The organism is Pseudomonas fluorescens (assembly GCF_001902145.1).
GTDB lineage: Bacteria > Pseudomonadota > Gammaproteobacteria > Pseudomonadales > Pseudomonadaceae > Aquipseudomonas > Aquipseudomonas fluorescens_BV.
Map to the genome: position 1 here is coordinate 77,186 of NZ_MRST01000016.1, position 25,213 is coordinate 102,398.

Here is a 25,213-nt window from a genome sequence, read left to right on the forward strand (position 1 = left end):
CCGGCGAGCAACCCTTTAGACTGTCTGCCCCTCTTTTCGAAGTGCTCCCAATGCTCTACCGACTCGCCGCCGACGGCCTCGTGCTGTTTCACCTGACCTTCATCCTGTTCGTGTTGTTCGGTGGCCTGCTCGCCCTGAAATGGCCCCGGATGATATGGCTGCATCTGCCTGCCGTTGCCTGGGGCATTGCGGTAGAGGTGCTGCACCTGCCCTGCCCGCTTACCCGTTGGGAAAACCTGTTTCGCCACTTGGCTGGCCAAGACGGTTATGGCGGCGGGTTTATCGAGCACTACATCCTGACGCTGATCTACCCCGCCGGGCTGACTGCCAATATCCAATTGCTGCTGGGGGCCGTGGTGGTGGTGATCAACCTCGCGGTGTATGGGCGGGTTATCCGGCGTTACGTACAGGCTTGAGACAGCTGCGCTGGTGAAGAATCAGCGCACCTCATTCCGTCGTGGTCGCCCCATGTCCGAAGCCTTCGAAGTCCCCAGCCCCCACGAAAAACACCTTGACACGCCGAAAAGCAAATGTGGGAGCTGTCGAGCCCCAGCGAGGCTGCGATGGGATCACCGCCCAGTACCCGCCAGACTGAGTCATCTGCATCCCTGCCTCGCTGATTGATTTCAATCTGCCAGCTGAGCGCTTAGAGTGTCGCCCCCGAGAATTGAATCTCGAGATTGAATCTATGGAGTTATAAGTGAAATACCTCAGTAAAGTCGTTGCAGCAGCCATACTTGGTTTCACCCTGGCAGGTTGCACCGGCACCGCCATGAAAACCCAGCAATACGACGCCAGCCAATACACCGTGCTGGGCCACAGCGAAGCCAGCGCCACCGGCATCATGCTGCTGGGTGTTATCCCCATCGGCCAGAACAACCGCTTCGTGCGCGCCCAGGATGCGGCCATCAAGGCCAAGGGCGGCGACGCGTTGATCAACACACAAGTGCAGGAAAAGTGGTTCTGGGCTTGGGTATTGAACGGCTACACCACCAAGATCTCCGGTGATGTGATCAAGCTGAAAACCGCGCAGTAAGTATGAAACTGCCAGGGCGCTGACCCCGGCAAGCGGCGTATCATGGGCCTGACCTTCGAGGATGGCCCATGAATCTCAGTATCGCTTACGCACTCGCCGCCGCCGCCCTGTTCGGCGCCAGCACCCCGCTGGCCAAAAGCCTTGGCCTGAGCCTCTCGCCCATCCTGCTCGCCGGCCTGCTCTACCTCGGCAGCGGCATCGGCCTTGCCGGTGTGCGCTTGATCCGTGATCGCGGCTGGAAACCTACCGGGCTAACCCCATCGGAGTGGCCCTGGCTACTCGGCGCCATCGCCTTCGGCGGCATCCTCGGCCCCGTTGCATTGATGTTCGGCCTGACCCGCACCACCAGCGCCAGCGCCTCCCTGATGCTCAACCTTGAGTCGGTACTGACCGCCGTGATCGCCTGGGTCGTGTTCCGCGAAAACGCCGACCGCCGCATCGTCCTCGGCATGCTCGCCATTGTGCTGGGCGGCGTGGTGTTGTCATGGTCCGGTGCTGACGGCAGCCGCCAGGACTGGGTCGGACCGCTCGCCGTTGCGCTGGCATGTTTGTGCTGGGGGATCGATAACAACCTCACGCGCAAGGTGTCCGCGTCTGACGCGTTGTTTATCGCAGGTGCCAAAGGCTTGATTGCGGGGCTGGTCAATTGCAGCCTGGCACTTTACCTCGGAGCGCAGATTCCCGGCATGGCGCAACTGGCGCCGATTCTACTGGTAGGTTTCCTCGGCTATGGCATCAGCCTGGTGATGTTCGTGCTGGCCCTGCGCGGGCTGGGCAGCGCGCGCACCGGCGCTTACTTCTCCACGGCACCTTTTCTCGGTGCCGCAGTGGCGTTGTTGGTATTTGACGAGTCGGTGACCGTGGCGTTCTGGATTGCCTCGGCACTGATGGCCTTGGGCGTGTGGCTGCATCTGACGGAGCGGCATGCCCATGAGCATCTGCATGAGGCAACGGAGCATGGGCATTGGCATGTGCATGATGAGCATCATCAACATGAGCATGGGTTTGAGTGGGACTCGAAAGTGCCTCATAGCCATGTGCATGCACATGGCGTGATGAGGCATAGCCATGCGCATTTTCCGGATGTGCATCATCGGCATAGGCATTGAGGGCGGGCTTACGCATAAGTAGTGATGCGGTGGTGCTGAGTGACTTTGCACTGCTCTGCTCAATTCCGCTGCGGGACGGATGCGATTTGCTCGATGTCATCGGGCGACGAATGGATATGCCGTGCGCATGACCTAACAGCAGGTCTCAAACTCAAAAATTACAAACCTCAGGTTTCTTTCGAAACCTGGGGTTTTGTTTGCTGTGAACGTGGTGAAACGAAAATCAAATCAACCTGTGCCTTTTCCAACTTCTGTTACGAGTGCGATATCGGGCTCAGTTGACGATTCATCGCAACGATATCCGCGTGACTAGGGTTAGGTCCCAGCTTCGCGAAATTCTCTATCATGCGATCCCGAGTTTTTGGCGCCTCACCTTTAACTGCCGCATCAAGGGCCCGGCGCATATCAACGGCGGTGTAGTCGCAGCAGTACGCAGGGGTTGCAGGTTGTTGCCGCCACGACTGCTCAAGTGAACCCGCATTGACTGGATCGAAACCTGATTCGCTCACCAGCTCCATGACTGTCTGCACACCGACCTGATCGTCCCCAGCGACCGCAGCCGCCAATCGTCCGGGCGTGCCCTCGGGCTGGCCGAGTTCAGCGAGCGAATAGGCTAACAAATTGTTGAACGCCTTAATCACCGGCCTCCCAATCTGTTTCGAAACCCAAACGCTTTCGGCCATGCCTTCATCTATTTCCGGAATTTTTGGGTCCCTCAAGCCTGGGTAGTAATTACCGGTATCCACGACAGGGACGTCCAATGGAACAGATACGAACAACTCAGCAGGCAGATCAGCCACTGCAGGTAAAGGGACAGATAAAAATATGACTTCGGCATCTCGGACAACGCCCGAAACATCTGCAGGTACCGCCCCTATCTCGTTGGCGAATGCACGAACCCCCTCAATGCCTTTGGAGTTAGCCACCTGCACTTCATGGCCTGCGGCAATCATCTTCCGGGCAAGGGTTCCGCCAATGTTTCCTGTCCCAATCACTCCAATTTTCATGAGTTCTCGCTCGTATAGTTTCGGGTAGGCGCCTACCTTAGGAGAATAGTGAGATAATGGTAAGTACACACCAAAAGGTAAGTAACGAACCAAATTATGAACAGTGAACGAGAATGGAACTGTGACGACCCAAAAAATCGAGTGAAATGGGCTGAAGCCACCATGGAGACCCTCCGTGTACTGGAGGGAAAATGGAAGATCATCATCCTTTGCCAGTTGTTCGCAGCCAAAGGTCCTCTGCGCTTTTCTGATCTTGAAAAGCTCATAGAGGGCATCAACCAGAAAATGCTTATCCAGCAGCTTAAGCAGCTCGAAAAAGACGCAATTGTTCGCCGCACGGTTTACCCGCAGGTTCCACCGAAAGTTGAGTATGAGTTGACCGAGGATGGATACGCGTTGGGACCGTCGATGCAGGCGTTGATTGAATGGGCCGAACAGAGGCGCAGCCCTTTTGACCAGGCCTGAAACCACAAACCCCCGGCTTCCACGAGCATCAGCATGCACCTCAGTACGCGTGCGCATCACACGTAATAGGGGCTGAAATTATAATCTTCATCGACAACGGCAAGGTCCGCTGCAGCGACCCTCTCTTTTGGATCCAAATTGGGTACCAGGTTCCAAAAGAACAACGCCAGCGAATGGATAGTGCCTGATGACAAGTAAACTCGAAGCCCTTGAGACCGGGGCTTCCGGCCAGCTGGAGCAACTCCAGCCAGGCGCCCGCAATCAGCTTGCGCGCTCCATCGGCCTGGAATTACGACGTAGCCATCGACAGCGGGTTAAAGCCCGAGGCGATAGCAACACCGTGACCGTGGGTTTCACCGGGCGCACTGCCCGAATCGCCAGGGTTCACCAATTCGGTCTAAAGGACCGTGCTGAGCGCAGTGCAGTGCACCAGAGATTCGTTACGAGCAACGTGAATTATTAGATTTCACAGACATGGACCTTGATATAATTCGCGACGCTGCACTGACAAAGTTAACTCAATAAACCCTTTTTGATCGAGAACTAAAATGCAAGGAAAGCAAAACTTGGCAAAGCCAAACTACAAAATGATCGTAGGCTTGTGGGTGGCCGCTTTCATACTAGCGTTTGTATCACCTATCACAGCTGGCATATTCGGCAAACCAGAAATAGCTATATCAACATTAATCCTCGGAGTCTTTTTGACTCTCATCATGATACTTGACCTCAAGCAGGATAGAGTGATCAAGGGGTTATTCATTATAATGTTTGGCGTGTTATTTCAAACTCTATACTTAAAAATAATTTACGTATTTGTTCCTTTTGATACTATTCCGCAAAATTATAAAGATTACCTAGATATCTATTCGCAGGTATTATTATTTGCTTGCTCAGGAGCAGGCGGAAGTATCATTGCAGCTCACGCAGACAAAAGCTCTTTAGATAATGACTCAACAGCCTCCAGCGAAAAACATACCTGTCATGACGTAGAAATCAAAAAACTAACCACCACAATTGAAAAACTCCATAAAAAACTTAATTCTATTATCATGGCGATCGCCTCATTAGGCATGATTACTATAATTCTGGCGGCAGCTATTTTTATTCGATAGTTCGCTATGCTTCACCGCATTAATTTTTTGATAATTTAGCGACTTGTAAAAACGCCCGCTTACAACTCCCACAAGCTGCACCTCCTCACACATGGCGCCCACTTCGGCGCCATGAACGACTTAGCCGCCCTCGCCCGCCCGCTCAAAACCTCATCCGCTCAGTCAGGCGATCATCGACATTCTGACCACACGCATTGGCACGCGTGTAATGCACTGCGAATACGGCAGCCTGGTGCCAGAGCTGGTGGATCACCCCTTCAACGACGTCAACCGTCTGCGCGTACGAATGGATATGCCGTGCGCATAATCTAAGAACAGTAGGTTTTCAAGCTCAAGATTACAAACCCCGGTTTCTTTCGAAACCTGGGATTTTTTTGCTTTGAACGAGGTGGAACGAAAATCAAAAAAAATTCGTCCCCTTCTCCTTGCATTTTCCCGTCTGTAGGCTTGACTGTGAAAGCAGGCAGAACAATATACCCATGCAATAAATTATATTTTACTTGGCGTCCAGCCTTGAGCGCCTCCAGTATCACTTGGATATGGTTTAGCCAGCGAGTTAACCTAACTACGGCTTTTTGTAGCAGTGGCAAGTCTGCAGCTTTATTCTAAATAGGGAGCCAACTCATGGAATTCAAAATCCAAAAGGAATGTACGTATGACTATCACAATCACAAACGGCGCAAGCAGAATTATCAAAGTTGCAGTAAGTTCATGGAAGACTGATAGCAACCCCAGTGAGGACTACTTCCCAATAGAGCAAGGCAGTAGCGACACGTGGTCGCGTAGCGATTCAAGAGGCTATTTAATGCTCGTCCAAGGTCTAGCACAGACGAGCGAGTACTACGTCTCCTCCAGCAGCAAAATCGTTATCGAGGATGACCGTGTCAAAGATCATGGCCAAACTATTAGACCACTAACCTCAATAATTCAGTAATCGGTGTCGGCAATACGTATGTAGAGGCCACTCAAAACAGGGGACAGCCAAGAACATTTATGTCCGGGTCGGAGCTATTGCCAACCCGGAAAAATAGAAAGCATTGGTACGTCCACTTTAGTGTTTTGGTACTTTTATAGTTTCAATCCGGCTATAAAAAACTCCGTAGACGTCAATCTACGGAGTTTTTAAAAGTTGAGGCCAAGGTCGCAATCGAACCGGCATAGGCTTATTTGCAATCCGTTAATCCTTTGCCATTTCATTAGGCCTCAGCCCTCAATACCCGTACCGCCACCAAATCCTTTCGCAGATTTTTCCCTGGTAGCTCATTGGGCTGAAATCAATAGAGATCAGCTCAACGAGCTGCGCACAGACGCCAGCGTGGATTGCTAATACCAAAAAAGCGCCCCATCGAGAGCCACCTGGCGAGGCTACTTTTCCAAAATCCGAATGGAGAACAAATGGTGAGACAAAATCACCAGGCACAAAAAAGCCCCGTAAAACGGGGCTTTTTCATAACAATGTGGCGGTGAAGGAGAGATTCGAACTCTCGATACAATTTCTTGTATACACACTTTCCAGGCGTGCTCCTTAAGCCACTCGGACACTTCACCGTATCTCGTCAAACCAGTTCAGTCTGTCGAGGCGCGCTAATGTAGTCGAAAGCCTTTCTGATGGCAAAGGTTTTTTTCAGAATTTTCATGCGGTTAGACCGTTATGCCATTCCCCGCCCGGCAAGGGGTGGTGATTGTGCCATTCTCAGGCATCGGCGGGACGCGTCTGGAGTGCTTGCTGCGCCCCGCTCCGGGGCGTCTACCCTTGGGCGTGGCGGGAAAGGCTGACTGGGTAGTCAGTCACGGCGCTTTACCCGCGGGGGCGTGGTGAGTAACGTCTGCGCATCTATCTCTATAACAAGCCCTACAAGGAACCGCGTCATGAGTGAGTTGATTGCCTACCACTTCGAAGACGGTATCGCGACCCTGACCCTGAGCAACGGCAAGGTGAATGCCATTTCTCCGGCGGTGGTCAGTGAGTTTAATGCGGCGCTGGATCAGGCCGAGAAGGATCGGGCGGTGGTGATCATCACGGGCACGCCGGGGATTTTGTCGGGTGGTTATGATTTGAAGGTGATGACCGCCGGCCCTAAAGAGGCAATCAGCCTGGTGACCTCGGGTTCGACCCTGGCGCGGCGGATGTTGGCGCATCCGTTCCCGGTGATTGTGGCCTGCCCTGGGCATGCGGTGGCCAAGGGCGCGTTCCTGTTGTTGTCGGCCGATTATCGGATTGGCGTCGAAGGCCCGTTCAGCATTGGCCTGAATGAAGTGGCGATTGGCATGACCATGCACCACGCCGGTATCGAGTTGGCACGGGACCGCCTGCGTAAGTCGGCGTTTCAGCGTTCGGTGATCAATGCCGAGATGTTTGATCCGCAAGGCGCCTTGCACGCCGGTTTCCTCGACAAGGTGGTGGCACCGGAAGAACTGCACGCCGCCGCACTGGAAGCGGCACGGCAGTTGAAGAAGATCAATATGAACGCCCACAAGCACACCAAGTTGAAAGTGCGCCGCGCACTGCTCGAAGCCCTGGACGATGCAATCATCCAGGATCAGGGCCATAGCCTGAGCTAAGTCCTACACTTGCAGTGCCTGAGCCCGATCTTGAGTCGGGCTTTTTCTTACCTATAAATGTGAAATGTCCGTAGCCGCTCTAGCTAGCCGTTATCGGCCCATGTGGAAACATGCGCTTAAACATCGCCTATCTCCCACATCTGTAGGGGCAATTGCCGAATACAGTGCACATCCGTACACTGCGCCACCTTTTGTCCCGATGGGCTGTGTCGATGCTTTTTCTGTTACGTATGTTGTTGATGGGCCTGCATTTTATGATCGCCGGCGTGCTGGGTGTGCTGGTCGGTGTGTGCCGGCCGTTCAATCCGGACAACAGCCGTCTCTGCGCTCGCCTCTATGCGTTGCCGGCCATGCGAATCTTGGGCTTGAACGTGAAGACCAACGTCGACTCGCTACGCAACAAGCCCGGTACCTGCGTGGTGATCGCCAACCATCAGTCCAACTACGATTTGTTTGTGTTCGGCAATGTGGTACCCCGTCGCACAGTCTGCATCGCCAAGAAGAGCCTGAAATGGGTACCGCTGTTCGGCCAGTTGTTCTGGCTGGCGGGCAATGTGCTGATCGACCGCGGCAATGCGCACAAGGCCCGGCGTGCGATGCTGACCACCACGCATACCTTGCAGCATGAGGACACGTCGATCTGGGTGTTCCCGGAAGGTACGCGCAACCTGGGCAAAGGGTTGTTGCCGTTCAAGAAAGGCGCGTTCCATATGGCGATTGCGGCCGGTGTGCCTATCGTGCAGGTGTGTGTCAGCAATTACGTGACGCAGATGAAGCTCAATCGTTGGGACAGTGGCAGTGTGCTGATACGCTCGTTGCCGCCGATTCCTACCTGTGGGTTGACGGTGGATGACATCCCTCAGTTGCTGCTGACGTGTCAGACGCAGATGGATGAGTGTATTGCGCAGATGGACCGTGAACTTGTAGGAGCGAGCTTGCTCGCGAAAAACCTATAAGCGACGCGGGTCACCTGTGGGCGCTGCGTTATCGTTGACGATTTTCGCGAGCAAGCTCGCTCCTACAAGGGGATAGGGCAACATCAGCCCGCAACAACGGAACGCCATTCAGGCTAAGCTGCCCAACATCTGTCCTCTTGATAAGAAGTGATCAGCACCATGGGTAGAGTTGTTGCGGCTGCCGTCTACAGCGCCGGTAAGAAAGTCTCGGATATCACTCTCGATGAAGGCGCGGCCTGGGCCGCCAAACCTGGGCATTTTGTGTGGATCGGCCTGGAAGAACCCAGCGCCCAGGAATTGAACAACCTGCAACGCCAGTTCAACCTGCACGAACTGGCGATCGAAGACGCGATGGAAAAACACAGCCGCCCGAAGCTGGAAACCTTCGGCGACGCGCTGTTTATCGTCACCTACTCACCGGTGCGCGAGAACGGCAAGCTGGAGTTTATCGAAACCCATATCTTTGCCGGTAACGGCTACATCATCACCGCACGCAACGGCCACTCGGCGTCCTACGGTTTTGTGCGCCAGCGTTGTGAGGCGCGCCCGTTGTTGCTGGAGCATGGCGAAGATTTCGTACTCTATGCGTTGCTGGATTTTGTCACCGAAAACTATCAGCCGGTGAGCGAGGCGATCCACGCCGAGATTGATGAGCTGGAGCGTAACGTGCTGTGTAGTTCGCTCAACGAGCGCGATATCCAGCATCTCCATGGCCTGCGCCGCGATGTGTTGCGGCTCAAGCGGCACGTGGCGCCGATGGTGGAGATTAGCCAGGAGTTGCAGAAGCTCAGCTTCCCGTTTATCGACAAGAACATGCGCCCGTATTTTCGTGACGTGCAGATCCATGTCACGCGGCAGATGGAAGACCTGACTACGTTGCGCGATATCGCCAGCCAGACCATCGAGATCGGTGTGCTGCTGGAGGCCTCGCGCCAGAGCGTGGTGCAGCGCAAGTTCGCCGCCTGGGCGGCGATCCTGGCGTTCCCCACGGCGGTGGCGGGGATTTACGGGATGAACTTCCAGAACATGCCCGAGCTGCAATGGCACTACGGCTATTTTGCGGTGCTCGGTTTTATTACCTTGGGCTGTACCGGTTTATGGGCCAGCTTCAAGCGTTCGGGCTGGCTTTAAGCCTTGGCTTCAGGCTGGTGCGCGACAAAGCGCATCATCCACTCCGCCACGGTCACGCCGTGGTGGTCGCGCTCCAGGCTGGCCACGCCGTTGCTGTAGACCTTTTCACCCAGGGTTGTCTGAAGTATTTCCAGCAACTCACGGGAATAGTCGTGAACAAACTCCGGATGGCCCTGGAAGCACAGCACCTGGTCGCCGATGTGGTACGCGGCAAACGGGCAAAATTCGCTGGAGGCGATCACGGTGGCGTTTTCCGGCAAGGTGGTGACTTGGTCCTGGTGGCTGATCAATAGCGTCAGCTGCGGCACCTCAGGGCTCATCCATGGCGTCTTGGCATCCAGCTTGTAAGCGTGGGTGCCCATGCCCCAGCCCTGGCTGGCACGTTCGGCCTTGCCGCCCAGCAGCAGCGCGAGCAACTGATGGCCGAAGCACACACCCAGCAGCTTGTCGCCGCGCTCATAACGCGTGAGCAGGTAGGTCTTGAGCGTCTGGATCCAAGGGTCGGTACCAAACGAATCGGCCTTGCTGCCGGTGATCAGGTACGCGTCAAACACTTCGTCATCCGGCGGGTACTCGCCCTGCACCACGTTGTAGACGACAAACTCGGCGGCAATCGGTTGCTTGGCGAACAGGCGCTTGAACATCTGCCCATAGCCTTGGTACTCATCGATCAAAGCGGGACGCAGAATATCGGTTTCCAGGATGCAGACGCGTAGCGACATAAAAAATACCTGACACGGCGATGGGAATATTGCACACCCCAGAGCCTGCCCTGAAATACACCCCCAAAGCAAGCCCTCAATGGGCGCCCACACTCACTGTAGGAGCGAGCTTGCTCGCGAAGAACGTCAACGATAACGCAGGTATCCTGGATAAAAGCGTTGCCTGTGCGTTTTTCGCGAGCAAGCTCGCTCCTACAGTGAAACGTCTAAAACAGCGCGCCTTTTGCGGCCTTCTCCAGCAACAACGCCGGTGGCGAGAAGCGCTCCCCGTACTCCTCGGCCAGGTAGCGGGCGCGGGCGATGAAGTCGTTCAGCCCGTACTGGTTGATAAACTGCAACGCGCCACCACTCCAAGCGGCAAAACCGATGCCGAAGATTGAACCAACGTTGGCATCCGCCGTGGACATCAACACGCCCTCCTCCACACAGCGCACGGTTTCGATGGCTTGGATAAACAGCAAGCGGTCGCGCACATCCTGAGGGGAGATTTGCTTGCCGGGCTGTTCGAACCGGTTTTTCAGCTCAGGCCACAGGTGCTTCTGGCCGCCAGCGGGATAGTCGTAGAAACCACCGCCGGCCGCCTTGCCCGTGCGCTTGTATTCGTTCACCAACAGATCAATCACCGCCGTCGCCGGATGGTTCGGCATAGCCTTGCCTTCGGCCTGCAGGTCCTTGGCCGTTTGCTGTCGGATATGGCTCATCAGGTTGAGGGACACTTCATCGGACACCGCCAACGGCCCCACTGGCATCCCGGCCTTGCGCGCTTCGGTCTCGATCATCGGCGCCGCCACGCCTTCGCCGAGCATGGCGATGCCTTCGTTGGTAAAGGTGCCGAATACCCGCGAGGTAAAGAAACCGCGACTGTCATTGACCACAATCGGGGTTTTCTTGATTTGCAGTACGAAGTCAAAACCTCGGGCCAGGGTCTCGTCACTGGTGCGCGCCCCCTTGATGATTTCCACCAAGGGCATCTTGTCCACGGGGCTGAAGAAGTGCAGCCCGATGAACCTGGCTTGATCGGGCACCGCCGTGGCCAGGCCGCTGATGGGCAAGGTGGAGGTGTTGGAGGCGATCACCGCGTCAGCGCCCACCACGCTTTGTGCTGCGGCCGAGACCTTGGCCTTGAGTGCGCGGTCTTCGAATACGGCCTCAATGATCAGGTCGCAGCCGGCCAGGTCGGCTTCATCCTGGGTAGGATGAATGCGCGCCAGGGTGATTTCACGCTGTTCGGCGGTCAATTGCCCACGACTGACTTTCTTGTCCAGCAATGCGGCCGAATGGGCTTTGCCTTTTTCGGCGGCAGCCAGAGTGATGTCTTTGAGCACCACCTCGATACCCGCACAGGCACTGACATAGGCGATGCCCGCGCCCATCATCCCGGCGCCGAGCACACCGACCTTACGCGTGACGTAAGGAGCAAAGCCCTGGGGCCGCGAACTGCCGGCGTTGATTTGATTGAGCTGGAACCAGAAGGTGCCGATCATGTTCTTCGCCACTTGCCCGGTTACCAGTTCGGTGAAGTAGCGGGTTTCAATCAGGTGCGCGGTGTCGAAGTCCACCTGGGCGCCCTCGACCGCCGCACACAGGATTTTCTCCGGCGCAGGGAAGCAGCCCTGGGTCTTGCTACGCAAAATCGATGGGGCAATGGCGAGCATCTGCGCGACTTTAGGGTGGGACGGCATGCCGCCGGGAATCGCGTAGCCCTTGTTGTCCCAGGGTTGCCTTACTTCGGGGTTAGCCATAATCCAGGCGCGGGCCTGGGCCAGCAATGCATCGCGGTCTGCCGCCAACTCATCAATCAAGCCGGCCTGCAACGCCTGGGCGGGCCGGACTTTTTTACCTTCGAGCAAATACGGCAAGGCTTTTTCCAGGCCGAGCATGCGCACCATACGCACCACGCCGCCGCCCCCGGGCAACAGGCCAAGGGTGACTTCCGGCAAGCCCAGTTGCACGGACTTGTCGTCCAGCACGACCCGGTGATGGCAGGCCAGGCAAATCTCCCAACCACCGCCCAGGGCCGCACCATTAATCGCGGCCACCACCGGTTTGCCGAGGGTTTCCAGGCGGCGTAATTGCGCTTTCAATACCAAGACACTGTCGTAGAACGCCTTGGCGTGGGCTTTATCGACCTTGATCAGCTCATTGAGGTCGCCCCCGGCAAAAAAGGTTTTCTTGGCCGAGGTGATCACCACGCCGGCGATCTCGTCCTTTTCCGCTTCCAGGCGCGTGAGGGTGGCCGCCATGGCCTCACGGTAGGCGGCGTTCATGGTGTTGGCGCTCTGGCCGGGCATGTCGAGGGTCAGCACCACGATCTGGTCCTGGCCTTTTTCGTAACGAATGGCATCGGTCATGACAAATTCCTTAGGCTCAGAGGCGCTCGATAATGGTGGCGATCCCCATGCCACCGCCGACACACAAGGTGGCCAGGCCGTAGCGTTGCTGGCGCACCTCGAGCTCGTCGAGCAAGGTGCCGAGAATCGCGCAGCCGGTGGCGCCCAAGGGGTGGCCCATGGCGATGGAGCCGCCGTTGACATTGACCCGTGCGGCGTCGATGCCCATGTCCTTGATGAACTTGAGCACGACCGAAGCAAAGGCTTCGTTGACTTCGAACAGATCGATGTCTTCAACCCGCAGGCCGGCTTTGGCCAGTGCTTTGCGAGTGGCCGGCGCGGGGCCGGTGAGCATGATGGTCGGGTCGGTACTAGTCACCGCCGTGGCGACAATACGCGCCCGCGGTTGCAGGCCCAGTTCACGGCCTTTGGCCTCGGAGCCGATCAGCATCAGCGCGGCGCCATCCACGATGCCGGAACTGTTGCCCGGCGTGTGCACATGGTGGATGCGCTCCACGTGGCTATAGACCCGCAACGCGGTGGCGTCGAAGCCCATCTGGCCCATCATTTCGAAGCTGGGCTTGAGCTTGCCCAAGCCCTCGAGGGTTGAGTCGCCGCGGATAAATTCGTCATGGTCCAGCAGCACGATGCCGTTCTGGTCGTGCACCGCGATTAGCGACTTATTGAAGGAACCGTCTGCCCGCGCCCTGGCGGCTTTCTGCTGGGACTGTAGGGCAAAGGTGTCGACATCCTGGCGCGTGAAGCCTTCCAGGGTGGCGATCAGGTCGGCGCCAATGCCTTGCGGCGTGAAGTGGCTGTGCATATTGGTTTGCGGGTCGAGCACCCAGGCGCCGCCATCGCTGCCCATGGGCACGCGGGACATGGACTCGACGCCGCCGACGACCACCAGATCTTCGAAGCCGGAACGCACTTTCATCGCCCCCAGGTTGACCGCTTCCAGGCCCGACGCGCAGAAGCGATTGACCTGCACACCGGCAACACTGACATCCCAGTCGGCCACCAGCGCGGCGGTCTTGGCGATATCGGCGCCCTGGTCGCCCACGGGGGTGACGCAGCCCAGGACGATATCATCCACTTGGCGGGTGTCGAGGTCGCTGCGTTGCGCCAGCGCCGTGAGCAAGCCGGCCACCAGGTTTACCGGCTTGACGCTGTGCAGGGCGCCGTCGGCCTTGCCTTTACCCCGGGGCGTGCGTATCGCATCAAAGATCAAAGCTTGGGTCATGACATCCTCGAACCGCTATGGGTGTGTGCCCCTACCTTAGGCCCGATTGACACGGTTTCAATGACGGATGCGCTCATTGCTTTTGACCCCCTCGCTCGGACGAACGGTAGGTACCTACGGGAAATGCCTGATTAATCGTTTTAGCTGTCTAGCCCTAGGGCTGGCGCCAAGATGGCAATAAGCCTCATGCCGTTTTTAGCGCAAATGCTGATTAGCTGATATGAAATGGATCTAAGCCAAGAAGAATGGGCGCTCTAAGGTTGAATCTGTAAGACGCTGCTGCCGGGTTTTGCTGGAGCAGGTGTAAGAAAAGTGCAACGTCACTTCGCGATACTGAAATAAACCAGCACGCATTTGACGCTTAGGAATAACAACAAAAGAAAGGGCAGTCAGCCATGTTCAAACAATCGAAAGTACGTCAGGCGGGACTTATTCTGTTCGCCACCACACTGATTCTGATCTTGCCCAATTTAACCAAGGTTATCGGGTGACCATCGCGCTCCCAGCTTCCGTGCACACACCGCATCAGGCCTGCAGCTTTTGGCAGCACCTGCCAGGACATTGCGCTTAGCGCTCCTGTTGCAGGGGCTGTCTTTTTACCTGCCGTTTTCCGTTATCGTGTGCGCCCTCACTCTCTCGCAACGGGCCTGTGCCTTGAAACCGATCCTCGCCCTTTTTGCCCTGCTGCTGAGCCTGCCTGCGGCGGCGGCACAGTTGACCATCGAGTTGGACCACACCCACAAAACCTGGGAGACCGCCGAGCTGCTCAAGCATCCCGACGCTCAGACGGTGCAGATCGTTGATGATGTGTCCTACAAGCGCAACATGACCTATCGTGCGGTGCCCCTCGCGGTGCTCTTGCCGGGCCTTAAACCTGCGAACCACCTGCAAGCCGTTGCCCTTGATGGTTTTGCCGCCGAACTTGCCGCCGCTCCGTTGCTGGAAAAAAACGGCGCCCGCGCCTGGCTGGCCGTGGAAGACCCGGCCCATCCATGGCCACCACTGGCACAGGGCAAGCCCAGCGCCGGACCGTTCTATCTGGTCTGGAGCAACCCTCAAGCCGGACGTATCAGCCCGGAACAGTGGCCGTTCCAGGTCTCCAGGTTCAAACAGTTGCAGACGGTTGGCGAGCGTTTCCCGGCGTTATTGCCCGACCCGAAGCTGGCGGCGAACGACCCGATCAACCAAGGCTTCGCGTTGTTCCAGAAGAACTGCCTGGCGTGCCATCGCCTCAATGGCGGCGGTGATGCCCAGATGGGGCCGGACTTGAATGTGCCCTACAACCCCACCGAGTATTTCAGCGGCGATTTCCTCAAGCGTTACATCCGCGACCCGCAAAGCCTGAGGCATTGGCCACAGGCGAAGATGCCGGCGTTTACAGCCAGTGTATTGCCAGACAATGAGTTGGATTTGCTGTTGGATTATCTGCGGCATATGGCAGGCCGCAAGCTGTAGGAGCGAGCTTGCTCGCGAAAACCCTGAGAGCACCGTTGGGTATCAGGCTCCCCGCGTAATCGTTAACGTTTTTCGCGAGCAAACTCGCTCCTCCCGTTATCGGTCATTGCTGCGGCGCCACGAATACCTTGGCATGCATCTGCTCATGCCCACCGCCACGGCGCATGCCGCGTACCGGGCAGGCGTCGAGGTAGTCCAGGCCGACGGCCAGCTTCAAGTGCCTCTCCGGCCGCGCCAGTTGGTTGGTCACGTCAAAGCTGTACCAGGCGTCATCCAGCCAGGCTTCGGCCCAGGCATGGCTGGCCAGGTGCGCGCTGTCTTCGGTGTACAAATACCCCGACACATACCGCGCCGGGATCCCCAGGCTGCGTGCGCAGGCCAGGAACGCATGGGTATGGTCCTGGCACACGCCAGCGGCACCTACGAAGGCTTGGGCGGCGCAGGTATCGACGTCGGTCGCGCCGGGTGTGTAGACCATGGTGTGGTTGAGCGCCTGCATCAAGTCGATAAGCGCCGTGCGGTCGCGACGCTGATGGCAGTGTTGCTCGGCAAACCCGCGCAGGGCGTCGTCGGGCTCGGTGAGGCGCGTGGAGCGCAGGAACGGAAAGGCAGACTGGCTTTCGTGTTCGGCCTCGCGCAATTCATCGATCTCCACCACGCCCCGGGCGCCAATGATGATGGCGTCATGGGGTTCGTCCAGCGTGAGCACATGCAGGATGTTGCCGAAGGGGTCCACCTGCGCCCGCACCGGGCGCGGCAGGTCGAGTTGCCAGCTCAGCACGTGCTGGCGCTCGCTGTCATGGGGCGTCAGGCGCAGGTACTGGATGCTGGCCCGCACCTGGTCTTCGTAGTGGTAGGTGGTGTCGTAGCTGATGGAGAGTCTCATGCCGCCTCCAGGTAGGAACTGTAGATGGCGTCGCCCAACTGGCGGACCAAGGGGATAAAGTCGGTCAGCCAGGCATGCAGGCCTTCCTCGAGGATTTCATCGATGGCGGTAAAGCGCAGGCGCGCATCCATTTCGGCGGCCAGACGCTGGGCCGGGCGGCCATTGAGGCCTGGCAGGCTCGCGAGGATCTGGTCGATCTCTTCGCTGCAAGCGCGCAGCGAACGCGGCACATCCGCACGTAACAGCAGCAGCTCGGCCACTTGCCGAGCGCCTGGCGCATCGCGATAAATCTCGGTGTACGCCTCGAACGACGACAGTGCGCGCAGCAACGCACTCCATTGGTAATACGCGTGAGCCGTGCCATCGCTGACCGCCGCCGCCTGTTCGCCGGCCATTTCGTAGCGGGCATCCAGCAGGCGCAGGGTGTTATCGGCGCGCTCGATAAAGGTGCCCAGGCGAATAAAGCGGAAGGCATCGTTGCGCATGATGGTGCCGTACGTGGCGCCCCGAAACAGATGGGAACGCTCCTTGACCCACTCACAAAACCGGCTCATGCCGTAATGGCCGAGCCCCTGCTGGGCGATATCGCGTATGTCCAGCCAGGTGGCATTGATGTTTTCCCACATGTCGGCGGTGATTCGCCCACGCACCGCGTGAGCGCTGGCCCGCGCCGCACCCAGGCAGCTGTAGATGCTCGCCGGGTTGGCAGCGTCCAGGGCAAAAAAGTGCAGCAAGCGTTCAGCGTGCAATGGGCCATGGCGCTCGTGGTAATCGTCCAGGGTGCCGGTGATCAGCAGCGGCATGGCCAATTCGTGCAGGCCATCGCCGCGCCCGTCCTGGGGCATCAGCGACAGCGAGTAGCTGACATCGAGCATGCGCGCGAGGTTTTCGGCGCGCTCCAGGTAGCGCGACATCCAGTACAAATCCGAGGCAGTTCTACTCAACATGGCATCAGTCCTCGACCACCCAGGTGTCTTTGGTTCCGCCACCCTGGGACGAGTTGACCACCAGCGAGCCTTCGCGCAGCGCCACACGGGTCAGGCCACCCGGCACCACGCGGGTCTCCTTGCCGGACAACACGAAGGGGCGCAGGTCGATATGGCGCGGGGCAATGCCGTTTTCGACAAAGGTCGGGCAGGTAGACAAGCACAGGGTCGGCTGCGCGATATAGGCCTGTGGCTTGGCCTTGATACGCGCCCGGAACGCTTCGATTTCTGCGGTTGTAGACGCCGGGCCAACCAACATGCCGTAACCACCGGAGCCCTGGGTTTCCTTGACCACAAGGTCAGGCAGGTTGGCCAGTACGTGGGACAACTCGTCAGGCTTACGGCATTGAAAAGTCGGAACGTTCTGCAGGATCGGCTCTTCATCGAGGTAGAAGCGGATCATCTCGGTGACGAACGGGTAAACCGATTTGTCGTCCGCGACTCCGGTGCCAATGGCGTTGGCCAGCACCACATTGCCGCAACGGTAGGCGGCGAGCAGGCCGGGTACACCAAGCATCGAGTCGGGGTTGAATGCCAAGGGATCGAGAAATGCATCATCGAGGCGACGGTAGATCACATCGACAGCCTTGGGCCCGTCGGTGGTGCGCATGAACACACGGTCATCGCGCACGAACAAATCCGCGCCTTCCACCAATTCCACACCCATTTCCCGAGCCAGGAAGGCATGCTCGAAGAACGCGCTGTTGAAACGCCCGGGCGTCAGTACCACCACACTGGGGTTATCCAGGGGGCTGGCGCTTTTCAGGGTGTCGAGCAGCAGGTTGGGGTAATGGTCGATGGGCGCGATGCGTTGGGCCGCGAACAGTTCAGGGAACAGACGCATCATCATTTTGCGGTCTTCAAGCATGTAGCTGACACCGCTGGGCGTGCGCAGGTTGTCTTCGAGCACGTAGTACGTGCCGTCGCCATCGCGCACGAGGTCCACCCCGGAGATGTGCGAATAGATATCGCGGTGCAAATCCAGGCCCTGCATTGCCAGTTGGTATTGCTCGTTGGCCAGTACCTGCTCGGCGGGGATGATGCCGGCCTTGATGATGCGTTGGTCGTGGTACAGGTCGGTGAGGAACAGGTTCAGCGCCTTGACCCGCTGGATGCAACCGCGCTCGACAACCCGCCATTCACTCGCCGGAATGCTGCGGGGGATGGTGTCGAAGGGGATCAGGCGCTCGGTGCCTTGTTCGTCCCCGTAGAGGGTGAAGGTGATGCCGGCGCGATGGAACAGCAAATCGGCTTCACGCCGGCGCTGGGCCAGCAGTTCGGCAGGGGTGTCGGCCAGCCAACGGGCGAACTCGCGATAATGGGGGCGAACCTGCCCTGCCCCATCGTACATTTCATCGTAATAAGTGCGGATCATGCCGTACTCCTTGTCACCCGGACGCAAGAACCTTCGCAAGGCCCGTGCCAGCGGCATAAACACTTAATAATCAATCAGTTGAATAACCAAAGCGCATTTGCCGCACCGTCCTGGTGCGTGCAATTGCCCAAGTCACGCCGTGCGCCTCATTGCAATGCGGTCTTTGGCTATCAACAGCATAGTCAGAGTTGATTTCACTGCCCGCCTGCACATGCGGATAATCGCCCACATCGGTTGAACAGGACACGTCCTACAGCCAAACCCTTTGCACATTCAGTAACGTATTGACTCGTGTACTGATGACTCCTCGGTCTTCCCTTTCCGCCACCCTATTCGGGTGGCTTTTTTTTGCGCCCAAACAAAATCGGCCGACCCAAAGGTCAGCCGATACGCTGTGCTGCTCATAAATACCAACTACATGGGTAACCCACGCACCTCCTGCTTGACGCCCCATCCTTCGATGATTCCTCCCAGGGGCTCGACCACTGCTTCAAAGTCTTGCTCGAAGTCTCCTATGCCGTCGTAGGTTGCGAACATGATTTTGCTCAGTTCCAGGTACCAGGCGCCATCGTCGCGCGCGCTGACCTGAGCGTTGAGGGACTCCCCACGAAAACGACCCGCAGCCCTGCGCGCCCGTTCCTCATCCGGGAAAATGGCGTAGAACTCGATGGGGTGAAAACGCGAGAAATCAAAGCCGCCTTCTTTCATGCGGCGCAGTACGTTGGTGCTGATGTCTTCTTGATAGGCTGTGCTCATGAAACGTCCTCCTCACACCGATGGATAGACTTTCCGTGCTTCCTGAAGCCCCGCGCCCTGCTGGCGCGGGCACCACGGCATAGCAACACCGCAGGAAAACAAGCATGTAGCTGACAAGACCAGACCTTAGCGATTCATTCGCTGATCTCGATTGCAGAGTAGCGCGAAGCTATCATCGCCACCAGAGGGGCGTGAAGGGTCTATAGAAAATGTTCAGGCCGCGGGTTCGACCTTGAGTTCCTTGATACCATTTTGATCGTGCAGGCTCTTGACCGTAGGATCGGGGACACGGTCGGCAAGATCGTTAAGGTCCAGCTTTTCTAACACCGGCGACACACGCACGCGCACCATTTGTGCGGCTTCTTCCAGCGTCGGCTCATGCTCGCAGTCGAATTGCTCGACTACCGGCTCGCCGCGGTCATTGATGAAAGAAACATTCCACTTCGGCATCGGTGCCTCCTCGATAAAACCCATAGGTGGGCTTACTTGTATCTGGACCGTGAGGGCTCGCCAAACGTTCCGCTCAAGCCCGGAGGCACCGGATCAACTGCACTTATTTTTCAGCGTGATCTTTCAAGGCTTTCAAGGTGTTGAACGGGGCGTCCACCACGAACTTGTTGGCCAGCCACGAGGGTACGCTGCCACCTGGCTCGGTGTGTACCTGGTAGGTGACTTCGGTCTGGTTATCACCCTTTGGCACCAGCTTCCAGAAACCCTCCACCTGGGCGACCCGCACGTAGCCTTTTGCTTCAGGCTTGTAGGTCGGCACACCTTCCAGCTTGCGCGTGACGGTGCCGTCAGCCGCTTTGGTGGTGGTGACGTGAATGTACGAGTCACGGTCCGTCACGGGGAATGGGGCCTTGAACTGGGTGTAGGTCCAAGCCTCATCGCCTTTCTTGTCGACGAGTTTCTGGGATTTGCATTCATGGATCCATGCGCAAGCACCGACCACATCTTCCTGCAGCGCCTGGACCTTGGCCAAAGGCGCCTTGATCACGGTCACGCCGCGATACGCCTTGTACTTGGAACCGGCAATCTCGCTCAGGGACACCTTGATACCGTCTTCGTCCTTGGCGACTTGCCAATCCTCAGCCTGGGCAGTGGCCGCAAACAACAGCGTAAAACCGCACAGCACAGCCACTCGTTTCAGCGAACCCATCGTTGTATTCCTTATTGTTGAAGTTCCGATAGTAAAGCCCATCAAGCCGCCGTCATCTGTTCCCACCAGCCGATCAGGCGGATGGCATCGGCCTGGTCGTTGCCACAGACTTCGATATCTGCCTTGAAATCACTGCACACGGCTGGCCGCTGCGGTTGACCGAACAACTGGCACAGTTGTTCCACCGACAGGTGCACGCAGCGAACGCCAGCGGGTTTGCCCTGAGGCATTCCCGGTAATGGCGAACTGATGGAGGGGGCAATGCAGCAGGCGCCACAGCCTTCACGGCATTTCATGACCAGCAGGTCCTCGACGACTCAATAGGGATGGCCGGGCTAGAGTACGCCCTTAAACAGCCGTTTTAAAATGGGCCAACAGGGGGTTTTTCGCACAAAACAAAAATGACCGACCAGTCTGCGACAGATGGTCGGCAACCTGGGTCACCTGTGGCCCGAAAGTTTATTGCTTGAATTCGAAATCCAGCGCAGCGCCTTCAACATCACGGCGCTCTTCGTTACGCAGTTGCAGCTTCATCTCATTGCTGAGCAAGCGGCCATTGATCTGGAACGCGCTGTTGTCGGTGGGCTTTTCGCCAAACATCGGCGGCAACAGAGGCACGCTCTTGGGTTTGGGCATGGTGCCGATGGGTTGCAAGTGCCTGACCATCTCCGAAGGCAGGGACAGGTCCAACTGTGCCGGTGGCAGTTTGGTCTGGGCGACCTCATGGGCCGACTTGGACTTGCTCGCCACGGGTGCACGCTTTTTGGTCGAAGCGGCTTTCTTTTGCGCGGCGGGGGATTTTTTCGCAGGCGTTGGCTGCTTGGCTGAGGTCTTTTGCTCGGCACCGACAACAGGCTTGCCTTCAGCCACCGGCGCTGCAGCCAGCACGCTACCGGCATTGCACAGGCTCAGCAGACCAAGCATCAACGTAACGCGAAAAATAGAAGTCATATCGCCAACAGCATTAACGGCAGAAGGCCATATGCTCGCTTGTTGTGCGCGGCATGACAAGGGCACAGATCAGTCTTGTCCCCTTTGCTCGCCTCAAAAACCCGCTGCGGCCTCCTGGCACAGCTGGCTGGCAAGCATTCCCAGGGTCATCAACGCCCGCTCCGCCTCGCGGTTCCACGGCGTGCCGCAATTGAGGCGAATACAGTGGTTGAACTGTTCGGTATTACTGAAAATCAGCCCTGGCGCAATGCTGATGCCTTGTTGCAGGGCACGCACATGCAGTTCCTGAGTATTGACCCGCCCCGGCAAACTGACCCACAAGATAAAGCCGCCGGTCGGGCGGGTCATCTGGGTGCCCTCGGGGAAATACTGCTGCACCGCCAATTGGAAGGCGCTGAGGTTCTTGCGGTATTCCTGGCGGATGTAGCGCAAATGACGGTCGTAGCCACCGTTTTCCAGATAGGCCGCGACGCCCATCTGGGTGACGCTGCATGCCGAGTGCGTACTGAACATCTGCAGGCGCTGGATTTCCTGCTGGTATTTACCGGCAATCATCCAGCCAATGCGCACGCCCGGCGACAAGGTCTTGGAAAAGCTTGAGCAATAGATCACCCGGTCGAGGCGGTCATAGGCCTTGAGGGCTTTGGTGCGGCCAAGTTCGAACATCAGCTCGCCGTAAATGTCATCCTCGACGATCTGGATATCGAAGTCCGACGCCAGGCGCAGCAACTGTTTCTGCCGCTCCTCGGGCATGGTGCCGCCCAGCGGATTACTCAGGCGCGTGGTCAGCACCAGCGCCTTGATCGACCATTGGTTGGCGGCCAATTGCAGGGCTTCCAGGCTCATGCCCGTGGCAGGGTCGCTGGGGATCTCGATAACCTTGAGGCCCAGCAGATCAGCCAATTGCAGCAAGCCGTAATAGGTCGGCGACTCAGCCGCGATCAAGTCGCCAGGGCGCGTCAGCACCCGCAGCGACATCTGTAATGCATCGACACAGCCGTGGGTGATCACCACTTCGCAAGGGTCCACTACCACCCCGGCATCGCGCATGCGGATCGCCACTTGGCGGCGCAGTGGTTCAAAGCCAGGGCTGAACATGTAGCTGAACGCCCGTGGGCTCTGGAAACGCGTGACCTTGGCCAACTGTTGATGCAGTGCCCGCACTGGCAGGTAGTCCACACTCGGCACCGCCGCGCCCAAGGGAAACACCCCTTCACGGCGCGACTCGACCAGCACCTGCTGGATGATACTGCTACGGGTGACCAACCCTGGGCGCTCGACCCGTGCGATATCAGGCGTAGGCGCCGTGAGTGCTGGCGTCTGGTGCACGTAGTAGCCCGACTGCGGCCGCGCCCGGATCAGCCCCTGGTCTTCCAGGTTGGCATAGGCCTGCAGCACCGTGGCATGGCTCACATTGAGCTGGGAACTCATCTTGCGCACCGATGGCACGCGCTCCCCCGGTTGGTAGACACCGCGGCGGATGTCCTCAGCCAGTTGCTGGGCGATACGTTGGTAAAGCAACAGATTGGTCATGACGCAGCACTCGATTTCACGGGTATTTTATTTTTGTGTGAAACATACCGGCACAGTTTAGAAGTGTACGGGGACAGTTGCCACAATAGTCGAGCGTGGGCGGGAGTGACAGTAAAAACTGCCGGGGGAGCTGGGGTGGGCATCGCCGAAACGAAATGTGGGAGCGGGCTTGCTCGCGAAGGCGGTGTGTCAGTCAGCACATCCTGTACTGAGCCACCGCATTCGCGAGCAAGCCCGCTCCCACAATTTGGAGCTGCGTCAGCTGTTAGCGCGCAGCGCCCAATTGGCCCTTCTCGTCAGAGAAAACAATTTCCACCCGACGGTTCTGTGCACGACCACGCTCGGAGGCATTGGCTTCCACCGGGTATTGGTCACCATAGCCCTCGACTTCGATGCGCTTGTCATCGATGCCCAGGTCCATCAACAGGTCGGCCACCGATTGAGCACGGTCGCGGGACAGTTTCAGGTTTTCCTGCTCGCCACCGGTGTTGTCGGTATAGCCCTCGACGCGCACCCGACGCTTGGGGTTCAGTTGCAGGAATTGCACGATCTTGAGCACCGTGCGGTTGGCCGAGTTCTGCAGCTCAGCTTCGCCGGTGTCGAACAGTACGTCCCCCAGGGTCATCACCAGGCCACGGTCGGTCTGGGTGGTAAGGCTGGCGATTTGCGCTTCAACCCACTTGCCCTGCTGTTGCACGCTGGCCAGCTTGTTTTCGCGCAAGGCCAGTTGCAGGCGCTGACGTTCCAACTCCAGTTGGGTACCGCGCTCGGCATTCAGGCCCTGCTGGGTGTGCTCTCGGGCGATGGCGCTGTAACGCTGGCTCAGGTAGGCGTAATGCACCACATCGGAGCCGCTGCCCCAGTAGCTGGACAGGCGATCGGCGCGGGCCAGGGACTCTCCGGCGCGGATCACGTCCTTGGGCGCGAAGCGCAGCACGTTGGCGTCTTCCTTGACCTTTTGAAAGTCATCGCCGGCCTGCTGCAACGCCTGCTCACTCGTGGGTTGGCTGGCACAGCCGCCCAGGGCCACGCTGCCCAGCAGCAGTACACAGCTCAGGCCACGGATCATCGGGCTCATTGTGCTTCTCCCAACTGCAGCTGCTTACGCAGGCGAGTGATACGGGTATTGAGCACGTTCAATTGTTCCTGGCTCTTGCCGGTCAGCACTTTGGCTTCGGCCAGGCGTGCGTCCAGCTCAGCCTGCTCGGCGCGCATCCGCGCTCGCTTGTAGGATTGGTCGGCCATGTTGCCCTTGGCCCGGGCGAATTTTTCTTCGGCCAGCTTCAGTTCGGGGGATTCATCGGTGTTGGCCCCGACCGCGGTGGCTTGTTCCAAGGCTTGCTGGGTCAGGCGCATTTGTTCGATCGGCGCAGGATCGGTTGCGCATCCCGCCAGCGCGACAACGGCAAGGGCCGCGAAAAGAGCTCGAAAAATCACTGTAAATCCCTACTTTGTTGGGGTGCCGACAGGTTGTTGCAGTTGCGCTTTCCAACGCTCCAGATTGCGCTGCAGCGCGGCTTGAGCGGCACCGGAGGCGGGCAATTCTGTCATCTTTTTCGTCAGCTGTCCGCGAAGCCAAGGATCATTGCAGGCCGAGTTGTGGGAAATCGCCAAGTACAGGCCAGGCTGATCGACAGGCACCTCATGGGCCACCAGGTCATTACTCATGCCCAGGGTCTGGGCCATGGCCATGCCGGAATAGCGCCCAGCCAGCACGTAGTCCACCTCACCCAACAGCAGTTTCTGGAAGGCCGGCGTCAAGTTGGGCAGGCGTTGCAGGTTGAGTTGCTGGCCGGCAAAGGTCTCGAATTCCGCGCTCAAGCGCGCACGCTCCGATACTGCGCCTTTGTGGCCGTGCAAATCGGCGGCAGTGGAATAGACCAGGGCGGAATCCTTGCGCGTCCATACCAGGTAGTCGGTCTGCATCAGCGCCGGATGGATGTAGTCGAAGTGGTCCAGTTCACCCAGGTTCAGCGGTGCGTCGGCGAGAATGTCCATGCGCCCGCTGCGTGCTTCATCAAGGGCCAGGGAGCGTTTGCCGCCGTAGAGCAGGTCGATTTTCAGCCCGAGCTCCTTGCCCACTTGTTGCAGCACGTCAGCGGTCGCGCCGATCAGGCGCGTGGGGTCCTGAGGGTCGCGCCAGAGTAACGGCGGTGCGTCCGGGCTGCCGGTGATCACCAGGCGCTCGCATTTGCTGGCGGCGAGCGCCAGGCTTGGCAGCAGCGTAAGGCCCAGCAGTACAGTCCAGGGGCGCAGCGCCATGGCATGTTCCTTCCTAAAGTGCTTGGTAGGAGCGAGCTTGCTCGCGAAAAACGTCAACGATAACGCGTGCTTTCTGAATAAATGCGGCGCCTGTGAGTTTTTCGCGAGCAAGCTCGCTCCTACAGGGAATAAAAAAACCCGGTCATAAGACCGGGCTCTTTATAAGTGAAGCGGCTG

25 protein-coding genes, 1 tRNA gene and 3 pseudogenes are annotated in these 25,213 nt (G+C 58.0%); 12 read left to right on the top strand and 17 right to left on the bottom strand.

All coding sequences use genetic code 11. The features are described 5' to 3' along the window. The first annotated feature begins 50 nt into the window (after window positions 1–50). The 4 genes and pseudogenes from BUE92_RS03675 to BUE92_RS28690 all read left to right on the top strand — a co-directional run. Window positions 51–416 carry a DUF2784 domain-containing protein gene (locus tag BUE92_RS03675; RefSeq protein WP_073521968.1) on the top strand — a complete coding sequence of 122 codons (366 nt, stop codon included), beginning with the start codon at window positions 51–53 and terminating at the stop codon, window positions 414–416. Between the two features lie 284 nt (window positions 417–700). Continuing rightward, a complete protein-coding gene (locus BUE92_RS03680; RefSeq protein ID WP_073521969.1) occupies window positions 701–1,036 on the top strand; it encodes a hypothetical protein in 336 nt (111 codons plus the stop codon). 68 nt (window positions 1,037–1,104) lie between these two features. Beyond that, entirely contained in the window at window positions 1,105–2,145 is a 1,041-nt protein-coding gene (locus tag BUE92_RS03685; protein ID WP_073521970.1) for a DMT family transporter, read from the top strand. Then, window positions 2,139–2,276, top strand: a pseudogene (locus tag BUE92_RS28690) (short-chain dehydrogenase); the annotation flags it as partial. The gene BUE92_RS03685 and the pseudogene BUE92_RS28690, both read left to right, overlap by 7 nt. 123 nt (window positions 2,277–2,399) lie before the next feature. On the opposite strand, the gene BUE92_RS03695 reads toward BUE92_RS28690, so the two are convergent. Then, on the bottom strand, window positions 2,400–3,152 hold the full coding sequence (locus BUE92_RS03695) for an NADPH-dependent F420 reductase (protein WP_073521971.1): 753 nt from the start codon (window positions 3,150–3,152) through the stop codon (window positions 2,400–2,402). 96 nt (window positions 3,153–3,248) lie between these two features. Between BUE92_RS03695 and BUE92_RS03700 the strand changes: the two genes are divergently transcribed. The 4 genes and pseudogenes from BUE92_RS03700 to BUE92_RS28695 form a co-directional block, all read left to right on the top strand. After that, window positions 3,249–3,617 (top strand): winged helix-turn-helix transcriptional regulator, encoded by a 369-nt coding sequence (locus BUE92_RS03700; protein ID WP_073521972.1) that lies wholly within the window; start codon window positions 3,249–3,251, stop codon window positions 3,615–3,617. Window positions 3,618–3,804: 187 nt separating this feature from the next. Continuing rightward, window positions 3,805–4,142: pseudogene (locus BUE92_RS03705) on the top strand (phage virion morphogenesis protein). A gap of 23 nt (window positions 4,143–4,165) precedes the next feature. Further along, on the top strand, window positions 4,166–4,729 hold the full coding sequence (locus BUE92_RS03710) for a hypothetical protein (RefSeq protein ID WP_073521973.1): 564 nt from the start codon (window positions 4,166–4,168) through the stop codon (window positions 4,727–4,729). Between the two features lie 169 nt (window positions 4,730–4,898). Then, window positions 4,899–5,012 (top strand): annotated as a pseudogene (locus tag BUE92_RS28695) (GPW/gp25 family protein); the annotation flags it as partial. 1,175 nt (window positions 5,013–6,187) lie between these two features. Here the strand turns inward: BUE92_RS28695 and BUE92_RS03725 are convergent. Then, window positions 6,188–6,277: transfer RNA gene (locus BUE92_RS03725), tRNA-Ser, on the bottom strand. 321 nt (window positions 6,278–6,598) lie between these two features. On the opposite strand from BUE92_RS03725, the gene BUE92_RS03730 reads away from it, so the two are divergent. The 3 genes from BUE92_RS03730 to BUE92_RS03740 all read left to right on the top strand — a co-directional run bounded on the left by BUE92_RS03730 (window position 6,599) and on the right by BUE92_RS03740 (window position 9,378). Then, window positions 6,599–7,291: a crotonase/enoyl-CoA hydratase family protein gene (locus BUE92_RS03730; RefSeq protein ID WP_014719521.1), complete on the top strand. Its 693-nt coding sequence runs from the start codon at window positions 6,599–6,601 to the stop codon at window positions 7,289–7,291. 212 nt (window positions 7,292–7,503) lie between these two features. Next, window positions 7,504–8,247, top strand: coding sequence for a 1-acylglycerol-3-phosphate O-acyltransferase (locus BUE92_RS03735; RefSeq protein ID WP_073521975.1), 744 nt, complete (start codon window positions 7,504–7,506; stop codon window positions 8,245–8,247). Window positions 8,248–8,406: 159 nt separating this feature from the next. Then, window positions 8,407–9,378: a magnesium and cobalt transport protein CorA gene (locus BUE92_RS03740; protein WP_003193449.1), complete on the top strand. Its 972-nt coding sequence runs from the start codon at window positions 8,407–8,409 to the stop codon at window positions 9,376–9,378. Here the strand turns inward: BUE92_RS03740 and BUE92_RS03745 are convergent. The 3 genes from BUE92_RS03745 to BUE92_RS03755 all read right to left on the bottom strand — a co-directional run bounded on the left by BUE92_RS03745 (window position 9,375) and on the right by BUE92_RS03755 (window position 13,673). After that, window positions 9,375–10,100: an amidotransferase gene (locus tag BUE92_RS03745; protein ID WP_032901593.1), complete on the bottom strand. Its 726-nt coding sequence runs from the start codon at window positions 10,098–10,100 to the stop codon at window positions 9,375–9,377. The two genes, BUE92_RS03740 and BUE92_RS03745, sit on opposite strands and share 4 nt — an antisense overlap. A 206-nt stretch (window positions 10,101–10,306) precedes the next feature. Then, window positions 10,307–12,451, bottom strand: a complete 2,145-nt coding sequence (locus tag BUE92_RS03750; RefSeq protein WP_073521976.1) for a 3-hydroxyacyl-CoA dehydrogenase NAD-binding domain-containing protein — start codon at window positions 12,449–12,451, stop codon at window positions 10,307–10,309. 16 nt (window positions 12,452–12,467) lie between these two features. Further along, entirely contained in the window at window positions 12,468–13,673 is a 1,206-nt protein-coding gene (locus BUE92_RS03755; RefSeq protein WP_054920493.1) for an acetyl-CoA C-acetyltransferase, read from the bottom strand. 654 nt (window positions 13,674–14,327) lie between these two features. Between BUE92_RS03755 and BUE92_RS03760 the strand changes: the two genes are divergently transcribed. Then, window positions 14,328–15,128 carry a c-type cytochrome gene (locus tag BUE92_RS03760; protein ID WP_073522033.1) on the top strand — a complete coding sequence of 267 codons (801 nt, stop codon included), beginning with the start codon at window positions 14,328–14,330 and terminating at the stop codon, window positions 15,126–15,128. A gap of 103 nt (window positions 15,129–15,231) precedes the next feature. Here the strand turns inward: BUE92_RS03760 and BUE92_RS03765 are convergent, their stop codons facing one another. The 12 genes from BUE92_RS03765 to BUE92_RS03820 form a co-directional block, all read right to left on the bottom strand. Continuing rightward, a complete protein-coding gene (locus BUE92_RS03765) occupies window positions 15,232–16,014 on the bottom strand; it encodes a transglutaminase family protein (protein WP_073521977.1) in 783 nt (260 codons plus the stop codon). Further along, the gene (locus tag BUE92_RS03770; RefSeq protein ID WP_073521978.1) at window positions 16,011–16,961 is read right to left on the bottom strand and encodes an alpha-E domain-containing protein; all 951 of its coding nucleotides are present in this window, start codon (window positions 16,959–16,961) and stop codon (window positions 16,011–16,013) included. The genes BUE92_RS03765 and BUE92_RS03770 overlap by 4 nt, the downstream gene beginning before the upstream one ends. 4 nt (window positions 16,962–16,965) lie before the next feature. After that, window positions 16,966–18,375, bottom strand: a complete 1,410-nt coding sequence (locus BUE92_RS03775) for a circularly permuted type 2 ATP-grasp protein (protein ID WP_073521979.1) — start codon at window positions 18,373–18,375, stop codon at window positions 16,966–16,968. A gap of 414 nt (window positions 18,376–18,789) precedes the next feature. Continuing rightward, window positions 18,790–19,131: a ribonuclease E inhibitor RraB gene (locus BUE92_RS03780; protein ID WP_003193463.1), complete on the bottom strand. Its 342-nt coding sequence runs from the start codon at window positions 19,129–19,131 to the stop codon at window positions 18,790–18,792. 213 nt (window positions 19,132–19,344) lie between these two features. Next, window positions 19,345–19,605, bottom strand: coding sequence for a hypothetical protein (locus BUE92_RS03785; RefSeq protein ID WP_073521980.1), 261 nt, complete (start codon window positions 19,603–19,605; stop codon window positions 19,345–19,347). Window positions 19,606–19,684: 79 nt separating this feature from the next. After that, window positions 19,685–20,290 carry an START domain-containing protein gene (locus tag BUE92_RS03790; protein WP_054897213.1) on the bottom strand — a complete coding sequence of 202 codons (606 nt, stop codon included), beginning with the start codon at window positions 20,288–20,290 and terminating at the stop codon, window positions 19,685–19,687. 41 nt (window positions 20,291–20,331) lie between these two features. Then, window positions 20,332–20,586, bottom strand: coding sequence for a YkgJ family cysteine cluster protein (locus BUE92_RS03795; RefSeq protein WP_034126753.1), 255 nt, complete (start codon window positions 20,584–20,586; stop codon window positions 20,332–20,334). Window positions 20,587–20,749: 163 nt separating this feature from the next. Continuing rightward, on the bottom strand, window positions 20,750–21,241 hold the full coding sequence (locus BUE92_RS03800) for a translation initiation factor 2 (RefSeq protein WP_073521981.1): 492 nt from the start codon (window positions 21,239–21,241) through the stop codon (window positions 20,750–20,752). A gap of 93 nt (window positions 21,242–21,334) precedes the next feature. Beyond that, entirely contained in the window at window positions 21,335–22,774 is a 1,440-nt protein-coding gene (locus BUE92_RS03805; RefSeq protein ID WP_073521982.1) for an aminotransferase-like domain-containing protein, read from the bottom strand. Window positions 22,775–23,039: 265 nt separating this feature from the next. Further along, complete coding sequence (locus BUE92_RS03810; RefSeq protein WP_073521983.1) at window positions 23,040–23,852, bottom strand: OmpA family protein; 813 nt, start codon at window positions 23,850–23,852, stop codon at window positions 23,040–23,042. Continuing rightward, complete coding sequence (locus BUE92_RS03815; protein ID WP_003193475.1) at window positions 23,849–24,211, bottom strand: DUF4398 domain-containing protein; 363 nt, start codon at window positions 24,209–24,211, stop codon at window positions 23,849–23,851. The genes BUE92_RS03810 and BUE92_RS03815 overlap by 4 nt, the downstream gene beginning before the upstream one ends. Window positions 24,212–24,220: 9 nt before the next feature. Next, on the bottom strand, window positions 24,221–25,036 hold the full coding sequence (locus tag BUE92_RS03820) for a substrate-binding periplasmic protein (protein ID WP_073521984.1): 816 nt from the start codon (window positions 25,034–25,036) through the stop codon (window positions 24,221–24,223). Between the last annotated feature and the right edge of the window lie 177 nt (window positions 25,037–25,213).

Bases quoted from the DNA above. Each gene is read 5' to 3' on its own strand.
- BUE92_RS03765 (WP_073521977.1), bottom strand. From the start codon at position 16,014: ATGAGACTCTCCATCAGCTACGACACCACCTACCACTACGAAGACCAG.
- BUE92_RS03735 (WP_073521975.1), top strand. From the start codon at position 7,504: ATGCTTTTTCTGTTACGTATGTTGTTGATGGGCCTGCATTTTATGATC.
- BUE92_RS03780 (WP_003193463.1), bottom strand. From the start codon at position 19,131: ATGAGCACAGCCTATCAAGAAGACATCAGCACCAACGTACTGCGCCGC.
- BUE92_RS03755 (WP_054920493.1), bottom strand. From the start codon at position 13,673: ATGACCCAAGCTTTGATCTTTGATGCGATACGCACGCCCCGGGGTAAA.
- BUE92_RS03820 (WP_073521984.1), bottom strand. From the start codon at position 25,036: ATGGCGCTGCGCCCCTGGACTGTACTGCTGGGCCTTACGCTGCTGCCA.
- BUE92_RS03785 (WP_073521980.1), bottom strand. From the start codon at position 19,605: ATGGGTTTTATCGAGGAGGCACCGATGCCGAAGTGGAATGTTTCTTTC.
- BUE92_RS03695 (WP_073521971.1), bottom strand. From the start codon at position 3,152: ATGAAAATTGGAGTGATTGGGACAGGAAACATTGGCGGAACCCTTGCC.
- BUE92_RS03810 (WP_073521983.1), bottom strand. From the start codon at position 23,852: ATGAGCCCGATGATCCGTGGCCTGAGCTGTGTACTGCTGCTGGGCAGC.
- BUE92_RS03805 (WP_073521982.1), bottom strand. From the start codon at position 22,774: ATGACCAATCTGTTGCTTTACCAACGTATCGCCCAGCAACTGGCTGAG.
- BUE92_RS03700 (WP_073521972.1), top strand. From the start codon at position 3,249: ATGAACAGTGAACGAGAATGGAACTGTGACGACCCAAAAAATCGAGTG.
- BUE92_RS03790 (WP_054897213.1), bottom strand. From the start codon at position 20,290: ATGGGTTCGCTGAAACGAGTGGCTGTGCTGTGCGGTTTTACGCTGTTG.
- BUE92_RS03730 (WP_014719521.1), top strand. From the start codon at position 6,599: ATGAGTGAGTTGATTGCCTACCACTTCGAAGACGGTATCGCGACCCTG.
- BUE92_RS03710 (WP_073521973.1), top strand. From the start codon at position 4,166: ATGCAAGGAAAGCAAAACTTGGCAAAGCCAAACTACAAAATGATCGTA.
- BUE92_RS03740 (WP_003193449.1), top strand. From the start codon at position 8,407: ATGGGTAGAGTTGTTGCGGCTGCCGTCTACAGCGCCGGTAAGAAAGTC.
- BUE92_RS03795 (WP_034126753.1), bottom strand. From the start codon at position 20,586: ATGAAATGCCGTGAAGGCTGTGGCGCCTGCTGCATTGCCCCCTCCATC.
- BUE92_RS03750 (WP_073521976.1), bottom strand. From the start codon at position 12,451: ATGACCGATGCCATTCGTTACGAAAAAGGCCAGGACCAGATCGTGGTG.
- BUE92_RS03800 (WP_073521981.1), bottom strand. From the start codon at position 21,241: ATGACTTCTATTTTTCGCGTTACGTTGATGCTTGGTCTGCTGAGCCTG.
- BUE92_RS03685 (WP_073521970.1), top strand. From the start codon at position 1,105: ATGAATCTCAGTATCGCTTACGCACTCGCCGCCGCCGCCCTGTTCGGC.
- BUE92_RS03745 (WP_032901593.1), bottom strand. From the start codon at position 10,100: ATGTCGCTACGCGTCTGCATCCTGGAAACCGATATTCTGCGTCCCGCT.
- BUE92_RS03775 (WP_073521979.1), bottom strand. From the start codon at position 18,375: ATGATCCGCACTTATTACGATGAAATGTACGATGGGGCAGGGCAGGTT.
- BUE92_RS03770 (WP_073521978.1), bottom strand. From the start codon at position 16,961: ATGTTGAGTAGAACTGCCTCGGATTTGTACTGGATGTCGCGCTACCTG.
- BUE92_RS03675 (WP_073521968.1), top strand. From the start codon at position 51: ATGCTCTACCGACTCGCCGCCGACGGCCTCGTGCTGTTTCACCTGACC.